This window comes from Pedobacter steynii (genome assembly GCF_900103665.1).
Lineage (GTDB): Bacteria > Bacteroidota > Bacteroidia > Sphingobacteriales > Sphingobacteriaceae > Pedobacter > Pedobacter steynii.
Window position 1 is genome coordinate 675,344 of the sequence record NZ_FNGY01000003.1, and the last position, 21,219, is coordinate 696,562.

The 21,219-nt window shown below is 42.4% G+C and carries 13 protein-coding genes; 1 reads left to right on the top strand and 12 read right to left on the bottom strand.

Going from position 1 to position 21,219, the window contains the following annotated elements; all coding sequences use genetic code 11:
* Nucleotides 1–45: 45 nt before the first annotated feature.
* The 5 genes from phnA to BLQ87_RS11080 all read right to left on the bottom strand — a co-directional run bounded on the left by phnA (nt 46) and on the right by BLQ87_RS11080 (nt 7,754).
* The gene (phnA, locus tag BLQ87_RS11060; RefSeq protein WP_083361801.1) at nt 46–1,287 is read right to left on the bottom strand and encodes a phosphonoacetate hydrolase; all 1,242 of its coding nucleotides are present in this window, start codon (nt 1,285–1,287) and stop codon (nt 46–48) included.
* Between the two features lie 114 nt (nt 1,288–1,401).
* Complete coding sequence (locus tag BLQ87_RS11065) at nt 1,402–2,898, bottom strand: SusD/RagB family nutrient-binding outer membrane lipoprotein (RefSeq protein WP_074606435.1); 1,497 nt, start codon at nt 2,896–2,898, stop codon at nt 1,402–1,404.
* 10 nt (nt 2,899–2,908) lie between these two features.
* Nucleotides 2,909–6,079, bottom strand: coding sequence for a SusC/RagA family TonB-linked outer membrane protein (locus tag BLQ87_RS11070; protein ID WP_083361802.1), 3,171 nt, complete (start codon nt 6,077–6,079; stop codon nt 2,909–2,911).
* Nucleotides 6,080–6,402: 323 nt separating this feature from the next.
* Nucleotides 6,403–6,924, bottom strand: coding sequence for a CAP domain-containing protein (locus tag BLQ87_RS11075; RefSeq protein WP_074606960.1), 522 nt, complete (start codon nt 6,922–6,924; stop codon nt 6,403–6,405).
* A gap of 50 nt (nt 6,925–6,974) precedes the next feature.
* Complete coding sequence (locus BLQ87_RS11080) at nt 6,975–7,754, bottom strand: Fpg/Nei family DNA glycosylase (protein WP_074606437.1); 780 nt, start codon at nt 7,752–7,754, stop codon at nt 6,975–6,977.
* A gap of 129 nt (nt 7,755–7,883) precedes the next feature.
* On the opposite strand from BLQ87_RS11080, the gene BLQ87_RS11085 reads away from it, so the two are divergent.
* Nucleotides 7,884–8,441, top strand: a complete 558-nt coding sequence (locus tag BLQ87_RS11085; RefSeq protein ID WP_074606439.1) for a thioredoxin family protein — start codon at nt 7,884–7,886, stop codon at nt 8,439–8,441.
* A gap of 58 nt (nt 8,442–8,499) precedes the next feature.
* On the opposite strand, the gene BLQ87_RS11090 is transcribed toward BLQ87_RS11085, so the two are convergent.
* The 7 genes from BLQ87_RS11090 to BLQ87_RS11120 all read right to left on the bottom strand — a co-directional run bounded on the left by BLQ87_RS11090 (nt 8,500) and on the right by BLQ87_RS11120 (nt 21,209).
* Nucleotides 8,500–10,572, bottom strand: coding sequence for a glycoside hydrolase family 2 protein (locus tag BLQ87_RS11090; protein WP_216857747.1), 2,073 nt, complete (start codon nt 10,570–10,572; stop codon nt 8,500–8,502).
* 14 nt (nt 10,573–10,586) lie between these two features.
* The gene (locus tag BLQ87_RS11095) at nt 10,587–12,026 is read right to left on the bottom strand and encodes an alpha-L-fucosidase (RefSeq protein WP_074606442.1); all 1,440 of its coding nucleotides are present in this window, start codon (nt 12,024–12,026) and stop codon (nt 10,587–10,589) included.
* Between the two features lie 118 nt (nt 12,027–12,144).
* Nucleotides 12,145–14,109, bottom strand: coding sequence for a heparinase II/III domain-containing protein (locus BLQ87_RS11100; protein ID WP_074606444.1), 1,965 nt, complete (start codon nt 14,107–14,109; stop codon nt 12,145–12,147).
* Between the two features lie 13 nt (nt 14,110–14,122).
* Nucleotides 14,123–14,509, bottom strand: a complete 387-nt coding sequence (locus BLQ87_RS11105) for a hypothetical protein (protein ID WP_074606446.1) — start codon at nt 14,507–14,509, stop codon at nt 14,123–14,125.
* 229 nt (nt 14,510–14,738) lie between these two features.
* Complete coding sequence (locus BLQ87_RS11110) at nt 14,739–16,481, bottom strand: RagB/SusD family nutrient uptake outer membrane protein (protein WP_083361805.1); 1,743 nt, start codon at nt 16,479–16,481, stop codon at nt 14,739–14,741.
* Between the two features lie 9 nt (nt 16,482–16,490).
* Nucleotides 16,491–19,544 carry a SusC/RagA family TonB-linked outer membrane protein gene (locus tag BLQ87_RS11115; protein WP_074606448.1) on the bottom strand — a complete coding sequence of 1,018 codons (3,054 nt, stop codon included), beginning with the start codon at nt 19,542–19,544 and terminating at the stop codon, nt 16,491–16,493.
* Nucleotides 19,545–19,568: 24 nt separating this feature from the next.
* Nucleotides 19,569–21,209 carry a RagB/SusD family nutrient uptake outer membrane protein gene (locus tag BLQ87_RS11120; RefSeq protein WP_074606450.1) on the bottom strand — a complete coding sequence of 547 codons (1,641 nt, stop codon included), beginning with the start codon at nt 21,207–21,209 and terminating at the stop codon, nt 19,569–19,571.
* Nucleotides 21,210–21,219: the final 10 nt, after the last annotated feature.

Genomic DNA, 21,219 nt, shown 5'->3' on the forward strand with positions numbered 1-21,219 from the left:
TTTAAAAATGGGTGCAGATTCCCCCTGCAATAAGTCCGCTAAATATTAATGGGTACCGTTCACGGTGAAGTCAAATACGTCGAAATTTCGGGGATCTCCCTGCGCTTTCATTTTGTATTTTGCATTGAGGGCATGAGAAACGACTAAGGGAACCATTTCTTCATACCTTCCACCATGGGAGCGCAGTGTTCCATCTAAGGCCTTAAGGTCATGATCAGCAGGGGTTTTCCCCACTACGACATCACGTGCGGATAACACAAAAAGATCACCCGTTCTATCTGCAGGTTGTTCCAGCAAGCGGCAGCCTTTTTCTTTGTTATACACCTCTGTAATACCTGGTTGTGCTGCCAGCCATTGTTCTACTTCATTGATATCTGAATTGTTGTTTACATAGACCAACACATAAGATCCGAGTGCGCCATGGTGTTTCACATAAGGGTCGGTAATCGGGCAAATCACGCGGAAGCCGGCACCAAATTTCTCCGTCAGCATGGTTTCGATAAACAAGACATTGGGTGATCCGTCTGCTTTCACCTTAGCATTCATCCCGTGATCTGCTGTAGCACCAATAATGGCTCCCATTTCCAGCATTTTTCCTATTTCCACATCCTGAGCTTCATAAAAAGCAAGGGACTCTTCTGTATCCGGAGCATAGGTATGTTGCATATAATCTGTTAGCGAAAGGTATAAGAAATCGGCCATGCCATTTTTAATCAATGCCACACCGGCACGCAATACGAACAAGCTGGCTTCTGCACTATAGATGGCCGGAGTTTTATGGCCGATCACCGTTTCTGCATTTTCGATGCCATGGGTATCCAGTTTCGCCTGGTCTGCCTTTTCTGCAGAGAATGCAATGCCTTTTAGCTGATAAGAAAGGATGTCACGCAGTTTTTCTTTTGCAGTGACTACCGCCACTTTGCGACCCGAATTTGCTGCTGCCGCCAATAAGGTTTCTGCCCTCAGGTATTCGGATGAGTTCATCATCACTTCCTGATCTTTTTTAACATCATAAAAGAAATTACCGCAGATGCCATGGACTGCAGGACTAACCCCGGTAACGATCGAAGAGTTGTTTACATTGGTAAAAGAAGGCAAGGCACCGCGTACCATCCCCCTGTAACCTTGTAATACCATTTTTTTAAGATTCGGCATCCTGTCGTACGCCATGGTCATGTCCAGATATTCATCTGCTGATCCATCCATACAAATCACGACGATTGGTTTTGCCGGTGGGTTATAATCTATACCGTTGACTGAAAAGGGGGTTGTTGAGATATTGTTCATTTCTGTTTTATTTTGTACTGGTGATTATATTTTAATTTACGATTATAGTTTCATTAAATAAAGGCAGGACCGCGACCAAACGGCCCTAACCCAACGTACTAACCTAACTTTTTTTTATTTTAACAGCCACATGATCTGGTCTCTGTCGTCCACTTCGGTTCCAAACTGCGCGCGTAATGCAGCTCTGTAATTTTCTGTATTGTCTGTATTTTCAGCGGATGGATATGCCCATCTGACCGGAAGTTTAGTGACACTGTTTACCCCTGAAAACTTAAATTCAGGAATTCCGGTACGACGGTTCAGGAACCAGGCTTCCGCTCCTGAATTTTCGGCCAGAGAAAGGTACATCTGCTCATGAATAAGCTTTAAACCATCGGAACCTCCGATATAAGGGGCTTTTACGGTCAGGTAATCTCCAACCGGAGCATTATAAAAAGCCATGGAGGCCGTGACGCCATTGTCATAATGTGTTTTTGCATTCTCGGCAATCCAACCTCTGTTTGCAGCTTCTGCAATATTCAATTCCTGTTCTGAATACCCCAGAAAAATGGAGGGTTGCCCTACAAAATTCCAGAACCTTTTCTCATTTGGTTTGGAAAGTTCTCCATTGTTTTTCCTTTGGTTATTGACAATGGCGGTCACTGCTGTACTTGCTCCTGTATAAGAAGCAAAGTCCGCCCTGACTGCAGTTTCATTGGTCGGGTTGGCTGCCAGTGCTTTTGGCGTAGGATCGGCTACCACTTGTAATCGTGGGTCCAGGTATTTTTTAAGCAGATCAATATAAGTATCCACATACAAAACCCCTTCTCTTAAAATACCACTATTTGGATTGTATGTACCTCTAAAGCCATCCTCATCTCTATGGCTGAGCTGCATGTTGTCATTCAAGCTGCTAAACAAGGGATATTTGGCAGGATTCTGAATGATGTTCTGAAAGCGGCCTTTTACATTCAGCTCTGCATCACCTTCTTTTTTACTCAAAAGAATCAGCATCCTGAGGGTGTAGGCGTTGATTGCTTTTTGCCATTTTTTCAGGTCTCCGCTATAATAAATATCTCCATCAACTGAAGCTCCGGGGTTGGCCAAAATGTAAGCACCCAGTTCATTATTCGATTCGTCCAGCCATTTTAAGCATTGAATAAATACCGACTTTTGTGTATCGTATTTAGGCTTTGGAAACTTTTCTCCCTGTAAAGCTTCTGACAAGGGGATATCTCCCATTTGCCTCGTCATCACGCTATAGTAATAAGCTTTTAGAAATTTGGAAAGAATGACATAAACAGGTGTATTTGCCTTTCCTGCTTCCTGAATCATTTTTTCTATATTTCTCAACGTACTGTTGGCTGCTGAACTTGCGCCATAATAAAAAGTTCCCCCGCCGTATTTGTAACTTAAAGGACCAGAATCTGCGGTCGCAAAAGTATGGTATTGCGGATCCTGATAAGAATCGGAGAAGGCACTGACCGGACTTGGCGTCACTGCGGTAAACAATAAACCCGGAGGCACAGAAGCCGGATTATTCGGATTTTCTCTTAACTCATCATATTTTAAACAACTGCTTGTTGTTACTACCAGTAAGCATAAACCAAGCACTTTATATATAGTTTTCATCAGAATGTTTCTAAAATTTAAGATTGATATTGAACCCGTATGTTCTTTGCGCAGGCTGTTGCAGATCTGTATCGCCTGTACTCATGCTGTAAGTATCAAGGTCGCCAAATGTTTTATCTTTAGTCCAGTAATACAAATTGCGGCCGACGAAGGATAGAGAGGCCCCCTTAAGGAATTTATTCTTCAGGAATGCGGTTGGTACATTATAGGTCAGCACGACTTCTCTTAGCTTGATAAAAGTTTTATCAATCACATTGTTTTGCCATGCAGCCATGTATTGTTTTGCCCAGGTCTGATAGTCTACTTTATAATCATTGGGCGCAAATACCCTCGTGTCTGAAAGCATATTTCCATCCGGATCATACTTCGCTTCTCCGCTTACAATTTTCAATCCGGGAATGAGCATTGTTCTAGGATCAGTACCATTTGCATAAGCAATGTTTGAAAGTTCTCTTTCTGGTGCAACGGCATCCGGATGAGAACCTGATCTCCAAAGGTCCCGTTCAAATCTATCGTAGGTAATCCCACCAAATCTGCCATCCACTAAAAAGGAAAGAGAGATATTTTTATAGCTGAATGTATTGTTCATGCTCACAGAGAAGCTTGTTTTTTGATTCCCTATATTCACATCATAATCAGTAATTCTTGGTAATCCATCCGCATTCATAACCAGCTGTCCGTCCGGAGATTTTTCCCAGTCTGAATACCAGTAATTATCCAGTCGGCCGCCAACAGGCGTTCTGCCTTCTTTTAACTGGGGGCTTCCATCGGCAAGTGCCGGCAATGATTTCAGGTAATCTTTCCCTCCATCCACATTGATCAGCGCCAGCCAGGAGAAATGATCTGTTTTAACTGGAGTGGCATTGAAAGAGAAATCAAAACCTCTTCTTTGTGTCGTCCTTCCATTCAACCTGATTCCGGTATAACCAGAGGTTTGGGAAAAGATTTGCGTAAAGATCTGAGGACCATAATTATTACTATAATAAGAGAAGTCAAATCCTAATCTGTCGTTCAGGAACCTTGCTTCTACTCCATATTCATAAGTGGTATTGAATTCTGGTTTCAGGTTTGGGTTGTCTATGATGCTTGGGTAAGCAGCAATAGGCAAGTTTCTGTTGCGGCTACCGGTAGTATAGGAATTCACGGCGTTATACACGTCGTAATCATCGCCATCATCTCCAATCTTGTCACTACCTACTTTCGCATAAGCAGCCCTCAGTTTCAAGAAATTAATCGCCTTCGGCAAATGAAGCATATCACTAACCACTGCACTTAAAGACACGGAAGGGTAAAAGAAGGTTGAATTTTTAGCAGGTAAGGTAGACGATTTATCCACCCTTCCGGTCATCCCGAGGAAGATCCGGTTTTTATAAGCCAAATCAATAGAGGAATACGCACTGTAAATTCCTTTTTCATCCTTATAGCTTGTTGGCAAAACTTTATCTGTGGAGTTGTCCAGTTTAAAAATCCCCGGAACAATCAGTTTAGTGGTTGCAGCATGTGCTTCTCTATTGCTTTTATACAGCTGATTTCCGCCCAGGGTAGCATTGACATTAAAATTATCATTGAAAAAGTTATCATGGTATTTAATCAGGAAGTCCGTATTTGACTCCAGCATCCCAAATTCATTGTGTCGGTATCTGCCACCACGATCAGAGATGTCGTAATCATAGATATCCATAGAGATCTCCTCATCCTTGGTTAATGAATAGGTATTTAAGCTCGTCCTGACATGGGCATCGAACTTATCACTGATTTTATAATTCAATTTCAGGAAACCCAGGACATCGTTTTTGGTATAAGGTCTTTTCCACTCATTGGCCAGCATATATGGATTATTGTACCTCCAGTTTTCCACGAAGCGTTGTTTAATCCCCTCTTTACCAGGAGCCCAGTAATCTTTAAAATCTCTGATGTCAAAATGGGCTCCGCCCCAAATGCTCAGGTTATAAATAGGCGAATGTGGTCCATAATTATTTCTTGGCAGGTTACTTGCATACTCATAAGTATGTTGTAATGATCCGTCTACAGACAGCTTGTCTGATAAGTTTAAATTACCATTTAAGCGGAAAGTATTGATGTTTAGTTTGGCACCGGGTACTGATGCCTTTGAATATTTATAGGTATCAGAAAGTGTGACGCCACCGCTTTCCCCCCTGCTTTGCACCGAGAAGTTGTTGGAGGTAACCAGTCCGGTTTCCATGAAGTTCCCCAGGTTATCTGCTCCTCTGGAAAGCCATGGTGTAGGAATTCGTTTTCCTGTTGAGGCATCGATAGGAGAATCATATTGAGGCAATAAGCGGCCATCAAACTTAGGCCCCCATACCGAATAATCGAAATCATTTATTCCTCCGCCTCCCGGGCCTCCTGTTCCAAAAGCATATTCACCTGCATCACCAGGACCATATTGTGTTTGTGCCTTAGGGATTCTGATGAATCCCCCCTGAAAGGTAGTGGAAGAATTGAAGGACATGGTTGTTCCTTTAGCAGCGTTGCTGCTGCTTTTAAGACTGATCTGTACCGCACCATTCAATCCTAAGGAACCATATAAAGCAGAAGCTGCGGCTCCTTTTAAAACGGAAATATTTTCGATATCATCAGAACTGATGTTCCACATATCTGTGGTCGTGCTTGGTACACCATCAATTACAATTAAAGGTTTCTTACCTCTTAAATACAATTTAGGATCAGAAAAGAAATCACTGCTATTGGTTACGGTAAGGCCGGCGACTTTCCCTGTCAGGGATTCCACCACATTTGGGGAAATTGCTTTCTGTAGCGCATCTCCTTTCACTTCCTGAACCGCATAGCCCAATCGTTTTTTCTCTTTCTTAATTCCCAGGGCGGTGACTACCACCTCATTTAAATTGGCCTGATCAGGTTCGAGTTTCAGCTCGATCTGGGTTTGGGTACCCACTACAATTTCTTTTGGCCGATAACCAATAAAACTAAATACCAGCGTTGCATTGGCTGGTACAGCTAAACTAAATTTCCCATTGGTGTTGGTAGTACCACCATTGTTACTCCCCTTGACCTTGATGGATACTCCAGGCATCGGTTGATTGTTCTCGTCGGTAACCGTTCCGGTAACCGTACTTTGTGCGTAAGTCGCGCTTAGCGCTAACAGCCAAACTAACATCGTCAGCAGGCATGCTCTTTTTGCTGTGCAGAAAAATTTCATATGTTTAAAAGTTTAATTTGGCTAGACTTATGTTTAGTATTAATGCAAATATAGAATAGTATTTGTAAAAACAATGTTAAGTAATCCTAAACTTTTAAAATATTTTTCACCAGCGGAGTTTTAACCAAAAATGACACAACTAACTGTAAAATAATTAAATACACAAAATAATGTCAATAAAAATGATTGACAAAAATTAAACAGAAGACATATATTTAGTATTTATAAACAACCGAATATTATCCATATATAAAGAAACCTATCCATTTCATCTTAAAAAGATCAATGGATAGGTTTCCCTATATACCAGAAAATTGTTGATTTTATAATTTTGCAGCCAGATCCATCGTCCAGGAGTTATTTGCCCGGGCAACACCGATTTCCTTTGCTCTGCTGTCCATGATATTCTTGCAGTGCCCCTGACTGGTGAGCCAGTAAGCGACGACACCTTTTTCATCTGTATTGATGATGGCTATATTTTCCGCATAGAACCTGTACATATAACCCGCCGCTTTTAAGCGGTCGCCGGGCGATTTTCCTTCTTTGTTGACATGGTCAAAGAAATTGTTCTTTACCATATCCTCTGTATGTAGTTTTGCCGCAAGCGCAAGCTGGTCATTCCAGGTCAGTGCCGGAACTGCAGGCATCTTCTCCCCGCTACAATCGCATCCTGTTGCCCTGATGGCATTCACCGCCTGTAACATCAGTGCATTGTTAAGGTTTGTACCTATATGATCTTTCTGCGGGTTGGATTGATCTGTCTCCTCAGTGGAAGAATTAGATTTTTTGCAGTTCGAAAGCAAGCAAACCAGTAGGAACAGTGGAAGGATTAGTAATTTTTTCATGGCGATCTTCATCCAGCAAAAACGCTGCCTGTAATTTTTAATTGCCCGGATTAACTAAAAAATTCCTGTTCTGCCGTATAATAAGTCTTTCTTGCGCCTGCTTTTTTAATGATAATCTCCCCTCCTGTAGGGCTTTTGGGCTGTTTCTGCGTATGTACTTTCAGAAAATCCCTAAACTCTCCTGTAATACTTCCGGGATGTGCTTTTCTAATCTGTACGATCGCATCATTTAAGACTGCTACTATGGCCTGGTGTAAATCTTTCAGTTTTGCTGCAGGAATCTTTCCCACAATGGAAAAGGGAGAAATCCCGGCTTTCCATAAAATCTCATCGGCATATGCATTTCCGATTCCCCTGATCTTGTTCTGATCCAGGAGAATGGCTTTTATTGCAGCCTTCTTTCCTTTGAATTCTTTGTTAAAGAAATCTGCGTTCACACTTTTATCCAGTGCATCAGGTGCTTCAGCAACCGGAGGGTTTAAAGTTGGCGTCGCGATCTTTTGAAAATCAGACATCACCAATCCTGTTCCACCTTCAAAAAAAAGTTCAATAACGGGAGATTTAATTTCATGACTTTCTTCAAAGAAATGAAGTTGCCCGCGCAGCATCAGGTGCAGGGCGAGTACATCTCCTTTTTCAAAGTTGAAATATAATTCCTTACCCGAACGGCTTACCGATTTGAGTTTCTGCCCTGAGAGGGTATCTCTTAGTTCATCACTGGAAACGTTTAATTTTTTATCGTTGGGTACTTGTACAGTGTTTAGCTTTTTTCCTGCGAAACGCTCATCAAGATTTGCACTGAAGACTTCTAAATCTGGTAATTCCGGCATAACTAAATGGTTAATGTGGGAGTAGAACAATCAAAAGGATTTAAAGTTTTTTCAGCTGCCGGTAATCTGTATCAAAATCTAATCATTAGCTATAAAAATTTAATTAAATTAGCTTAAAAAAGATCCCCCATGAAAATTAAACAAGTATTACTTACGGTTTGTGCGCTGCTTTTTTTCGCCACAAGCTATGCACAGGAACCAGCAAAATCGGCTGATGTGATCCTTAAAGCAGCCACTAAACAAGCAGCTAAAGAAAAGAAAAAAGTATTTGTCATCTTCCATGCTTCCTGGTGTGGCTGGTGTCATAAACTGGATACGGCAATGAATGATGCCAGTTGCAAAAAACTATTTAACGATAACTATGTGACTTGTCACCTGACTGTGTTGGAGAACGATAAGAATAAAGCATTGGAAAATCCTGGAGCAATGGACTACCTGAAAGAGAACGGTGGTGATCAGCAAGGGATTCCTTTCTGGCTGGTTCTTGATCAGGATGGTAAAGTTTTAGCAGATTCTCAGATCAGACCAGATGGGGCGCCTTTAACTACGCCTGGGCAAAATATAGGCTATCCAGGGTCGACAGAAGAAATTGCTGCTTTTCAAAAGGTATTGAGGAAAACATCCAAACTTACGGAAGCTCAGCTCAGCCTTATTGGAGAACGTTTTTCTGCGCTCAAAGGGAAGTAAGTTACTTAGATTGAATAAGGTCTTGTAAGACCTTATTCAATCTAGTCTTTTGCCTCTATTATTTCAAGTTCCACTCCACGCGGTCCATGATTTCTTTTTTACCTGCCATTGCTTCAATGCTATTCTTTCCTTTTTTAAGTTTAACCTTTTCAAAGACATAATGAGCGGCGGTAGTTCCTTTTTTAACGCCAGTTACTTTTTTACCATTTACCATCAGTTCCGGTGTTCCTGTATTTGAGTAAACCGTTACTGTAGTCAAGGCATTCACTCTTTTATTGTTCCTTCTGCCTGCGATGTATACCATAGGCTCCGGATTCCAATTCGCTTTGTACCAATAAAAGGCATCTTTCTTCACTTTTCTATCATAGGTGATCAGTCCTTTCATATTTCTTGCCGGTACCCCACCCCCATTTGCCGGAGGCACAGCGAAGTCGAACATATTCCAGACATAGGAAGCTGCGATATATGGATGTTTCTCAATGATTCCCCATTGAATTTCATGAAACTTCTGCTGATAAGCTTCCGGCCAGAACTGCCCTGATGGATTGCCTGTATCTCTGCTCAGCTCTTCCTGCTGATCAATATTTGCTTCTACTCCATATTCTGATAGTACCAATCTGTTGTCCGGGTATTTTTTCTCTAATCCTGACACCCATTGTTCCAGATCACCTATATGTCCTTCATACCAGCCATAATAGCGGTTCATTCCCTGAATATCCGCATTCAGATTTGTAGGGCGGTCCATTTCTCCATAACCACTTACACTCACGGTGTAGCGGTCCGGATCTTCAGTTTTTGCAATATCATCCAGATCCCTGGTTAATACTGCGGTATAATCGTCTGGTGTTTTTCCGTACACTTCATTGTGCAATCCCCATACATAAATCGAGGGATGGTTGTAATTCTGACGGATCAGTTCTCTAAGCTGATGCTGCGCATTTGCAGCTTCTTTACCTGAAACGGCATTGACAAAAGGGATTTCCGCCCAGATCACAAAGCCCATGCTATCGCATTTTGAATAAAGATATTCTGATTGCTGATAATGCGCAAAGCGGATGGACGTAGCGCCCATTTCCCGGATGTCCTTTAAATCTGCCACATGCTGTTCGTTTGACAAGGCATTGCCCTCATCCTGTTTATCCTGATGGCGACATACACCAAGCAAACGGTAAGGCTCATCGTTCAGAAAAAAACCTTTACCAGGTTTCATTTCAAATTTACGAAGCCCTAAAGGCTGACTCACCTCATCCAGAACCTGATTTCCATCCAGAACCCTGGCCACCAGCTTATAGAGGTAAGGATCTTTAATTCCATTCCACAAATGTGGATTTGTCAGGTTCAGATTTTGGGTAAAAATTTGTTCTCCCTGTGTAGATACGTTGACCGGGCTATTTTCTTCCTTCACTAATTTGCCGGCAGCATCATAAATTTTTGCAGACAAACTTAATGCAGCAGCCTTCTCTGATTTATTCTCCATCTTCACTTTCAGTTGAATATCTGCCGATTTAGCGGAGATATTTTTCTGACTAATGTAGATCCCGGGAGATGCGAAATCGGTTACTGCAATGTTTACTTTATTTGTTACAATCAATGAAACCGGGCGATAGATCCCACCATAGATTGGGAAAAGACGGTTATTAATTGGAATAATATCTTCCCGTTCCTGGTTGTTTACCCGGACTTCAATTTTATTTTTCTGTCCATATTTCAATGCGTAGGAAATGTCAAAGGCAAAAGCAGAATAAGATCCTTTATGTTCTCCGATGAACCGTTCGTTTACATACAGGCGGGATTCCGAGCCTACCCCTTCAAAACGGATAAATACCCGCTTTCCTTTCCAATTGGTATCGACCTGCAGTTCTTTTCTATAAGTAGCATCTCCGGCATAAAAGCCATTTCCAGACTGGATATCCTTGTCGTTCCAGGTATGAGGAATATTGATATTTTTCCATTTCAAATCTGCCAGGGCGGCATCTCTCCGGTTTGCATCTTTTTTAAACTGCCAGTCGTTATTTATGGCAATGACTTGTCTTGCCGCCGCTTTCACCTTCGTCTGTGACCTGGCTGTGGTATGAAAAAGCATCATGGATGCCGCCAGTACCAACAGAGATCTTCCGCATTTTATCATCATATCTGTATCTCGTTTTAAATTTTAGCTTTCTCGTATTTAGTACCATTGTCCTGCGTCGCTTTTAGGGTTTCCAGAACGATCACGAATGGTTTTGAATTTGTACTTTTTTTCAGGTGCAGGAAATACTCATCCGCACTGATCTCTTCCGGAACAAAACTTTCCTCTGCATCCGCCAGCATATATGCTTTTTTTATGGCCGTTTTTGAGGGCGTCTTAATTCTCAAAGCGCCAGATAGCGGTACATTAAACACCACCATATAGACCTTATCTGTACCGGTTTTCCTGGTAAAATAACCCCAATCCTGTTTATCGAAGCCTGCATATTCGCAATTGTAGATCGCCTCCTGATTAACTTTCATCCAATCACCAATCTCTTCTGCCAGTTTGATTTCTTCCTGGCGGATAGCCCCATCTCCTTTAGGACCGAAGTTGAGCACAAAATTACCACCCAATGAAACGCATCTGGCCGTCATTTCTATCAGCTCAGTTCCGGTTTTTAGGTGTCCGTTCCAGGCCGCGTTATATCCCCATTGATTTTCAGGAACCGTCATCACACAATCCCAATCGTTGCCATGAACATCTTCGATTTTAGATGGTATTTTCCGCTCCCATCCCTGTTCGTAGTCGCCCATCAATACACCATTGGAATCAAAATGACGTTTTCCATTCTCGTCTGCCCTGAACCTGCTGCCAATAATGAGACCCGGACGAAGCCGACGCATTTCCGTTTCCAGTTCATCCGCAAAAGCCGCTTGTTTCACCCAGGATTTATCCCAGGTGCCATCAAACCACAAGCCTTTAACCGTAGGATAATTGGTCAGCAATTCGATCAGCTGGTTGCGGGTGAATTTTTTAAAGCGCTCAAAAGCGATGCTGTCTTCTTTAGTTTTGATGTCATAACGCCAATCCGGATGGTTCCAGTCCATCACAGAAAAATACAGGATCACATCGATTCCTTCCTGATCATAAGCATCCACTACCGCCTTTACGATGTCTTTTTTATAAGGGGAATTCTTTACGGTATATTTCGTGTATTTACTTGGCCATAGACAAAAGCCATCATGGTGTTTGGTGGTAAAAGTCACATATCTTGCCCCCATTTGTTTGGCTGTCTTTGCCCATGCTTTAGCATCAAATGCAGTTGGGTTAAAACTATAGTTCAGGGAATCATAAGTAGATTTAGGAATTCCATCCCAGGACCTGATCCATTCTGCGGCACCATTGTATTGTTTTCCGTTCCAGGCTCCCCCAGGGATCGCATACAAGCCCCAATGGATAAACTGACCAAGGCCATAGCCCCGCCATTTCTCCATTGTTGCATCCGTTCTTTTTCCTACTCTATGTGCGCCATGCAGTAAGGCTATCTTTTCTTTTGTGCTGCTCTGCTGTGCAGAGAGCGGCTGTAAATTCATCAGAACTGAAAGTCCAAATGCTGCAATCATCAATCTTTTCATCAGTATATATTTGTTCTTTAGCGGTTATGAAGCTATCATGATCTTGCCGTACAATCGTTGTGTGATTTGTAAGATCGTGATGGTTTCATCGTTTCTTTGTGGGTTGTATTGGCTAATATTATTTTTTATAGAATTTAAGGACAACCTGATCCTTTAATGATTTACTTTTTAACCGGAGTTCCACCCGATATACTTTCTCGCCCCAGCTATTTTTAAGCCGCTGATCTTCGAGCAATTTCTCTGTGATCTTTAGCTCAAATTTCGAAGGGTCGTATTTCAGGGCCAGGCCGGTGTTGCCGAAAGTCAATTCTCCCTGGCTTTGTTGTACCGCTACTGCGGTAATAAAATTTAAAACCGAAGCTTGCTGAAATTTCTTCAGCTGATAAGATTCTGTTAAGGTTAAACTTTCTTTAGCCGGATAGAAGTCCAGCTTACGTTTCCATTGTTTAACTTCCGCAGTTTCAGGATAAGCCGCAGCCAGATCTAAATCCAGGCTTTCATGATCCCGTTCATGCGAATAGGTAAAATCCTTAGCCGCATATTTTTTTCCGTCCGACTGTGGAATGCCATTGATGACCGGGCAGTTGTGCCATTGAGACTGCAGGTTCCAGAGCTCATAACGTTGTTTACTAAAGGTCTTGCTGGTATAGGTCCCCACCCCCACATCAATAATTGCGGGTTTTCCATCCATGCATATGATAAAATTACCAATATCGTTGTGGTTATGACTTTCGGCATTGTTACCTCCTTTTATCGCCACAAACATCCCCTTGCTGCTTCCGGCTTCTGACCTCATCGTCAGGACCTGCAATTGTGGAAGTAAGGAAACTTTCGGATAAGCTGCGGTTGCAGGGATTTTCAATAAGTCAGCATAAATGGCTACCGACTGCACAAAATCCGTTACATCTCCGGATGGAAGTTCCTGATGTTCCTGTTTAAACTGAAAAGCAGCAAATTGCTTTAAAACCGAATCATTAAACAGCGTTCCAAATTGATAAATGCTTTCAAAATCCGGGGTAGAACGTGCCGTAGCATCGGCAAAATTCACCATGTAATCATCGGCGATGTGCATCTTATAAATATAATTGCCCATCTCATGAATCAATGGTTTATCCTCCCAGTTGAGCTGCCCCTTAGTGGCACTATTTAACAAGGTTAACAATCTGATCAGTTTTCCTCCCGCTTCTCCCCAATAACTCGGGCCTTCATCACAGCCTCCATCCAGGGGATACTGATTTAGAAAATTATCGGTACTGCGCATAATTTTCTCTGTGAATCTGTTCAGGGAATCCGGACTTTGCATCGTCAGTAAAGCCGTATGCATACAATTGGTATTTACCCATGCGTTCCAGTTATTAACCGCGTTTCCTTTGAATCCCATCCACCAGAAATGATTGTATTTCATATAAGGCTGAAAAATTCTTTTGTCCAGTTCAGACAAGATCCTTTTATTGATCACTTTCGAATAAGCCCCCAGCTCCGGAGCCAGCAAATGATAAATCATAGCTACCGTTACTGCGGTACGCCCGGCATTGAGGTCAATATACCCCTCCTCAGGATTAGGAAGATCTGCCCCTTCCTTTTGCACCACAATATGTGCCGGGGCTACCCAGGTACTTTCCTCCAATACCAGCCAAAGGCCATTGACTAGCTGAGGAATAAAGCGTCCTTTTCTTTCGATCAGCTCCCCGATGACCAGGTTGGATAATTTCCTTCGCCTTTCAGATTGCAATTGCTCATAGTTTGTCCTCGTTCCTGTATGTTTATAATCCAGGTAAAGACTGGCAGGTAAGGAAGGCCATTGATAAGCATTCGCTTTTTCTGCCTGTTGGATAAAGGTCGATTTCAAATTTTCAGGGAGTGCATTTATTTTTTGAAAAGTAGCCCTTTGTTGCGCTGTTCTCCATTCGTCGATCTCATTAAAGTCTACTCCCTTTTTAAACTCCGAAGTCAGCCAGTTCCTTGATATTTCTTTCTGTGCATAGGTGATATGGAAACCCAAAATCAATAAAAAAAACAATCCTCTTTTTCTAAGTCCATGCCATACATTGCCTTTATCCAGTATTGTGTTTCGGGTTTCCATATTTATGTATTTTTTATAGTGGGTAAATCGTGATGTTCCCTTTCCCATCTGCTCCTGAACCATCTCCATCAATCATCAAGGTAATTAAAATCTGATATTGTTGAATCCCATTATCATAGATCCTAAACTTCCCATCTCCTTCGAAAGCGCCTTCTTCATAACCACCCATTGTAAAATCAAGTGGTTCTATCCATTCGAAAAAAGTATTCCCAGGATCGGTCACGAGAATAGATTGTATGCCCTGATTGGCGGTAAGGCGAACAACTAAATTGAATACCTTATTATCAGTACTCGTGATCTGATATTCCTTGATTTGAATTTGTGCATGAACTTTGTTCACAAAAGACAAGAGCAGCATTGCCGCACATGTCATACATAACATTAAGAGTTTTTTTTTCATTGATTAATTTTTAGGATTTATAGATTTATGAATTGGTTGCATTTCTGAAGGAGGTAAAAAAGAATCCCTTCGTTGTTGCGACCAAACAACAGACGAAGGAAAACCCAACTTAACCTAATTATTATAACTAACCTTCACTGATGATACAGTGTCATTGAATCCTCCGCTGAGGCAACTTTGTCTGCCGGTAGGTTGATACGAATTCAAAACTGTGGGATTATCCTCATTTTTACCAACCTGGATTCTGAAGTAACTGGCTATTCTTGTTCACTTCCTGAAGTGGAATTGGCTGATAATACATCTGAGGGCTATTGAACTTTCTAGTCTCAAAAGTGATCCTTGTTCCGGTAAAAGCACTCCCGGTTTTTGTCCATCTCATTCCTCCCATCGGGCCATTGATCAGATTCTCTGCGATCTTCCACCTTAAGATGTCAAAAAAGCGATGACCTTCTTCGTTGGCAAATTCAATACGTCTTTCATGACGGATGACTTCCCGCATCTGTTCTTTGCTCAGTCCGGTACTCAAAGCATAGGGTACCAGGCCTGCGCGCTTACGCACAGCTTCCACTGCCTGATAGACTTCCGGACCTGCTCCCTGAAATTCATTTGTTGCTTCTGCGTATCCCAACAAGATATCCGCATATCTGGAAACCACCAGTCCAATCTGACTCGTTACTCCATAGTTTCCACCGGCATTCTCATTACAGAATCTTCTCCAAAGATACCCTGTAACCGTATTATAGGGTGCTGTACTCATTCCGTCCCCTGGGGCAAGCGCATATAGGTCTACCGGTTTTTTAGTTAAACTTGTTCTGTCGAGCCAGAGTGCCTGGTTATATAGAACAGTATAATAGAACCTCGGGTCGCGATTGGCATATGGATTGGTTTCAACATATCCTGACCCGGATTCAGAAATGAGTTTACCATTTTTCATAGGATAATCGTCCACCAACTGTTGTGTCGGGTTTCCATAATTTTGTCCGCCTCTTGAAGCCGGCAACATATATGTTTCATAAAAACGTCCAGGAGGCATCATAATCTGGAAAATATATTCCGAATTCATACGCTGAATGCCCATATCATAGTATCCGTATCCCGGAGCTGTAGTATTATCCTCTACCAGACTATACAGTCCCATATCCATTACTGCTTTGGCCGCGTCAGCTGCTTTTTTCCAGCGATTGGCATCGAAACTGTCATATCCGAGAATAGATTTAATCGGGCCTGAATTTGGATTGGACTCATTATATAGCGGGCTCGCCGCCATCAATAACAACTTTGCCTTTATGGCAAGGACAGCTCCTCTGGTCGGACGACCAAAGTCTTCCGGTAAATGTTGCAGCGGCAATATTGGTACTACTGCATTCAGCTCGCTCTCTATGTAGTCCATGGTCTGGGTAAAAGTATTTCTCGGGACCAAAAAATCATCCAACAGCCCATACTTTTTATCGCCCAGCAATGGAACCCCACCAAAAGTTCGCAACAAGTGATAATAGGCAAATGCCCTCAGAAACCTCGATTCCGCTTTAAGTCTTGTTTTTTTGACTTCCGAAAGCGGTGCACGTGGCAGGTTATCCAAAAAGACATTCACCCTTCTGATTAACAGATAAGTGTCTCTCCAGGTGGCACGGCTAAAGTCATTATCGGAAGCCTTCGCCACATTTGCCGTGTTATATCCCTGTGAGAAGCCGCTGCTCCAGCGTGCCTCTCCATCATCTGTTGCATCAGAAAAAGCCCATATTCCAGCCCCGGTAGTTCCATTCTGCATGAAATAGGTTTTATTCAAATCTCCATATACAGAATTTAAAAACTGAATACTTAGGGCACTATCGGCAAACACAGTTTTTTCGTTCATCTGCCCGATATCTGTAGGGTCAAGGAAACTTTTATCCGATGCTTTTTTACAACCAGTGGTCCATATTGCCAGTCCAAGACCAACAGTGACCATCATATATTTAATTAACTTCTTCATGATTTTGCATTAAAATGTTACCTGAACTCCAAAATTGACAATCTTCATCTGTGGGTAATTCTCATAGGCTTGTGTCGTACCTCTTTTCACTTCCGGATCTACGTCATAAATTTTCAACTTATTAAGTGTAAATAGGTTTAAGCCATTGGCATAAAACCTCACATCCATCAATCTGAGTCGCTTAGATAAAGATTTTGGCAGGTGATAACCTAATTCTACGTTTTTAAGACGGATATAGTCGGCTGGCCTTAACCAGAAGGTCGATGCGTCAAAACTCACCCCTCCCAATCGGGGATATTCCGCAACATCCCTGGTTTCTGGCGTCCAGCGTTTCAGGTGAATTGCCGATGGTATACCATTCACATTTCCGATTTGCAATAAAGTATTAGAGCTGACACTGCTTCTGCCTGCTCCCTGAAGCAGGAAAGAGAAGTCAAAATCGCGATAGCTGAAACCAGCAGAAAAACCATAAGTAATTTCAGGAATCTCCGGATTTCCAATTGGGGCAACATCATTGCCATCAATGACTCCATCTCCATTCACATCTTTGTATTTTAAGTCGCCGGGCAATAAGGTTTTCCCCAATACTTTAGGACTATTGGCGATGTCTGCCTCATCATAATAAAAACCTTCAGAAATATAACCGAATAACTGACCCACCGGACGCCCTGTTTTTTTCAGGTTTGCAGCCACTCCATCTGGTTCATCACGAAACAGGATTTTATTCCTTGCAAAAGAAGCATTGGCTCTGATGAAGTATTGAAAATGATCGTTAATCTGATTGCGGTGGTTCAGTTCCAGTTCGAACCCCTTATTGCTCACTCTCCCCTTATTCACTGGGGGCAAATCCAGACCTGAATAAAGCGGAACGGTTTCCCTTGCACTAAGAATGTCGTAACGCAGGTTATCAAAATAATCGGCGGTCACTTCCAGCTTGCTGTCAAACAACTTCATGTCCAGACCAATATTCATTTTATGTTCCTTTTCCCAGCGGACATCATCATTTCCAAGAGTTCCTGGAGTTACTCTGGGCTGACCGGTAGGCGTCTCTCCGAAATAATAACCATTGTTTGCGACATTATACACTTCTTCATACAGATAACGGTTTGCGATGATTTCATCACTTCCTACAGTGCCATAAGAACCTCTGAATTTCAGGTAATTGATGACGCGGATATTTTTCTTAAAGAAAGGTTCTTCACTGATGTTCCATCCGGCGGATACTGCAGGAAATAAGCCAAAACGGTTCTTAGCCTTAAAACGATCGGAACCATTGTAGCCAGCATTAAATTCGATCAGGTAGCGGGATTTAAAATTGTATCCTACCCTACCTGCATAACCCTGAAAATTACCAGGGGCCCTGGCACCATCAATATCGCTGGTACGGTTGGACAGCACCAATCCATAGACATTATGGTCTCCAAACTGCCTTCCATAATTCAGGATAGCCTGTAGGTTTAAACGTCTGAAAGGCGCATCATAGTCACCACTACCACGTACCAATGGCTCGATTCTCAACAATTCCGGATATACAGGATCCAATACCCCTGTTTCCGGAATTATACTGTATACCGGAAAACGTCCCCGGGTCATTTCTCTTCTAAACTGCGATTTATTTGTATAGGCAATCACCCCTTTTATGGATAGTCCTTCCGTGATAAAACCCAGCTTTTGATCTGCACTCAGGTTGATATTAAGGTCGTTGCTATAGCTTCTTTTATATCCACCGTATTCCAATGCTCCAACAGGATTGAGTGAACCGGCTTTTTTACCGCCATAACTTCCATCAGCATTGCGCACCGGATATACCCATGGGCCAAGCAATCCGCTAGAGATGCGACGCCAAAAAGGTAATGCGCCTCCTGCCATAGGATCTGGTAAATTAGGCTCATTGATTTCACTGAACCGGGTAGATAAGTCTAATTTTAGGCTTAGGTTTTTATTAACGTCCAGATCGATATTTGAGCGGATGTTGTATCTTTTTAAATAGTAGTTGTTGTCAAAATCTTCTTTTCGGTCTACGTCTTTCAGGATCCCGTTCTGATAGATCGATCCTGCGGAAATAAAGTAACGCAGACTCTTTGTTCCACCATTGATATCGATATTATTGCGCAGCTGGACTGCACTTTTCTTCATTACTTCATCATACCAATTTACATTTGGATATCGGAATGGATCATCTCCCAGACGGAAATGTTCTAAAGCCTCGTCGCTTACCAATCCTGGAAAAGCCACATTAGGATCTTGTTTAGCGTTGATCGCCTGTTCTTTCAACAATAGCAAACTTTCATAAGAACCCAGTGACTTTCTTAAGATAGTAGGCATCTGTAAACCCGCTTCTGTACGGAAGGTAATGACTGCGGGGCCTTCTTTCCCCCTTCGTGTAGTGATTACAATTACACCATTTGCCCCCTTTATCCCATATATCGCTGTGGTAGAAGCGTCCTTAAGAATGGAAATACTTTCGACTTCATTCGGATCTATCTGGTTGAGCTGATCATATTGAAACTCTACATCATCCACAATCACCAGTGGGCGATTTGGATTTGTGGTATAAGAACTGATCCCACGGATATAGATGTTTGCAGCATCCTTGCCTGGTTGTCCGCTGGTTTGCTGCTGAAACAAACCAGGTAACCTTCCGGCCAGTGAGTTTTGAATACTTGCCGCCGGGCTCTGGCGCAACTCTTTCCCGGTAATGGAAGATATAGCTCCGGTATTGGTGATTTTCTTTTGTTTTGCGTAACCAACCACTACGACTTCATCCATGTCAGCACTATTGTCGATCATTTTGATGGTAATCTTGTGATTATTTCCTATGGTAATCACCTGCGATTCAAAGCCCATCATACTAACGGATATCTTATTGCTGTTTATGTTGAGACTGAAAGCACCGTTGTGATTGCTGAATGTTCCATTTTTGGGATTTGCGGTTTCTCTGATCGTTACCTGTGGAATAGGCTGACCGTCTTTATCGGTCACCTTGCCGCTCAATGCAATTTGTTGAGCGAATGCCATCGTGCCCAGGCACAGCATAAAGCATAAAAGAATTATTTTTCTCATTATTTCTATGTTTGTTTAGGGGAATTAATAAGTATATCCTGGATTTTGAGTCATGTTTGGATTGGTCTGGATCTCCGCATAAGGAATCGGGAAAAGGTAATTCTTTGAAGCATCGAAAGTCGAGGGTGCGATATCCAGAATGGTATAACTAAAAGTTGCGTCAGGATTTTTAACAATGCGCATTCCTTTTACCGGACCATTCAGTACCTGTTCGGCAGTTTTCCATCTTCTGATGTCCCAGAACCTCTGCTCTTCGAAAGCCATCTCAATCCGGCGTTCGTTCCTGATGAGCTCGCGCATCTGATCCTTTGTGATCAGTAGATTAATTCCATACCTGCTGTCTGCTCCGGCAGTTATTCCAGCCCTTTTTCTGATCGCGGTTATTGCGTCCATCACCTCTTTAACCGGTCCGTTTACTTCATTTACAGCTTCTGCATAATTGAGCAGTATTTCCGCATAGCGAAACAGGATCACATGGTGATTCTGATTGCTATAAACTCCTGAACTTTCAAACTTGCCCATAAATTTCCTCAGGTAATACCCTGTTTTGGTTTGGGTCCGGCTTCCCCCAGGTCTGTCCAACCCCCCATCAAATGTTTCCAGCGGTCTGTTTAGCCATTTTGAAGTATTGTAAAATATCGTGGCTGCAAATCTCGGATCTCTGTTGCTGTAAGGATTTGCCGGGTCATATGTAGAACCACTTTCCGAAGGCATTTTTCCGTTTTTCATTGGAAAAGCATTCACCAGATTCTGAGAAGGACTCGTTACACCCTGCCCTTCAAAATATCCGATCGGACCGTTCTGGACTTCTACTTCTTTACTCTGCGCCTGTTCTTTCATAAAGATGATTTCCGAATTTTTCACGGAATTGAATAAGGCGATAAAATCGCTTCCCAAGGTATAATTGCCAAGCAGCATTACATCTTTAGCTGCATTTGCAGCATCATTCCAACGTTGCATATCACCATTGGGATTCAACAAAGGGCTCGCACGGTATAGCAGAACTCTCGATTTCAGAGCCAGGGCAGCCCCTTTATTCGCTCTTCCTATATTCTGATCAGCCACTACAGCCGGAAGCAACAGGTCTTTTACTGCCTCGATCTCCGAAAGGATATAATTGTAACACTCATCGGATGTATTTCTACTCAGGTTAACATTGTCATTTAAACCGAATATTTTATCTCCGATCAGAGGCACTCCGCCCCAGCGTTTTACCAATTCAAAGTAGAAATAGGCACGAAGAAAACGGGCTTCAGCTTTCCACTGTATTTTTAACTCCGGGGTAGTGGGTACCACATCGATTTTGCTTAAAAACATGTTCGCCCTACGGATGCCGGTATAATTTCTTGACCAGGTATTATCAGGTACATTTTGCCCGGAAACCAGGCCTGTTCTGAAGCCTTCGACAATGCTGCCATCCTGTGAGGATACGGCATCGTCAGTTCCAGCTTCTAAAAAAGCACCAACGATACGGTTATAACCGTCTGGCAGCTGTAAATAAGTGCCATTCAGAAACTGCTTGGCATAGTCGGCATTTTTATCTATGTTATCGAAGACCAGGTCCTCGCTGATTCTTTCCAGAGGTTCAGTCTCTACTGATTTAGAACAGGAAGCCAGGATGACCATCAGACTTAATCCTGTGATTATATTTTTTACGCTCTTCATTACTTTAATT

Excerpts from the sequence above, each read along its gene's own strand:
- phnA (WP_083361801.1), bottom strand. The coding sequence starts at position 1,287 with ATGAACAATATCTCAACAACCCCCTTTTCAGTCAACGGTATAGATTAT.
- BLQ87_RS11065 (WP_074606435.1), bottom strand. The coding sequence starts at position 2,898 with ATGAAAACTATATATAAAGTGCTTGGTTTATGCTTACTGGTAGTAACA.
- BLQ87_RS11070 (WP_083361802.1), bottom strand. The coding sequence starts at position 6,079 with ATGAAATTTTTCTGCACAGCAAAAAGAGCATGCCTGCTGACGATGTTA.
- BLQ87_RS11075 (WP_074606960.1), bottom strand. The coding sequence starts at position 6,924 with ATGAAAAAATTACTAATCCTTCCACTGTTCCTACTGGTTTGCTTGCTT.
- BLQ87_RS11080 (WP_074606437.1), bottom strand. The coding sequence starts at position 7,754 with ATGCCGGAATTACCAGATTTAGAAGTCTTCAGTGCAAATCTTGATGAG.
- BLQ87_RS11085 (WP_074606439.1), top strand. The coding sequence starts at position 7,884 with ATGAAAATTAAACAAGTATTACTTACGGTTTGTGCGCTGCTTTTTTTC.
- BLQ87_RS11090 (WP_216857747.1), bottom strand. The coding sequence starts at position 10,572 with ATGATGATAAAATGCGGAAGATCTCTGTTGGTACTGGCGGCATCCATG.
- BLQ87_RS11095 (WP_074606442.1), bottom strand. The coding sequence starts at position 12,026 with ATGAAAAGATTGATGATTGCAGCATTTGGACTTTCAGTTCTGATGAAT.
- BLQ87_RS11100 (WP_074606444.1), bottom strand. The coding sequence starts at position 14,109 with ATGGAAACCCGAAACACAATACTGGATAAAGGCAATGTATGGCATGGA.
- BLQ87_RS11105 (WP_074606446.1), bottom strand. The coding sequence starts at position 14,509 with ATGAAAAAAAAACTCTTAATGTTATGTATGACATGTGCGGCAATGCTG.
- BLQ87_RS11110 (WP_083361805.1), bottom strand. The coding sequence starts at position 16,481 with ATGAAGAAGTTAATTAAATATATGATGGTCACTGTTGGTCTTGGACTG.
- BLQ87_RS11115 (WP_074606448.1), bottom strand. The coding sequence starts at position 19,544 with ATGAGAAAAATAATTCTTTTATGCTTTATGCTGTGCCTGGGCACGATG.
- BLQ87_RS11120 (WP_074606450.1), bottom strand. The coding sequence starts at position 21,209 with ATGAAGAGCGTAAAAAATATAATCACAGGATTAAGTCTGATGGTCATC.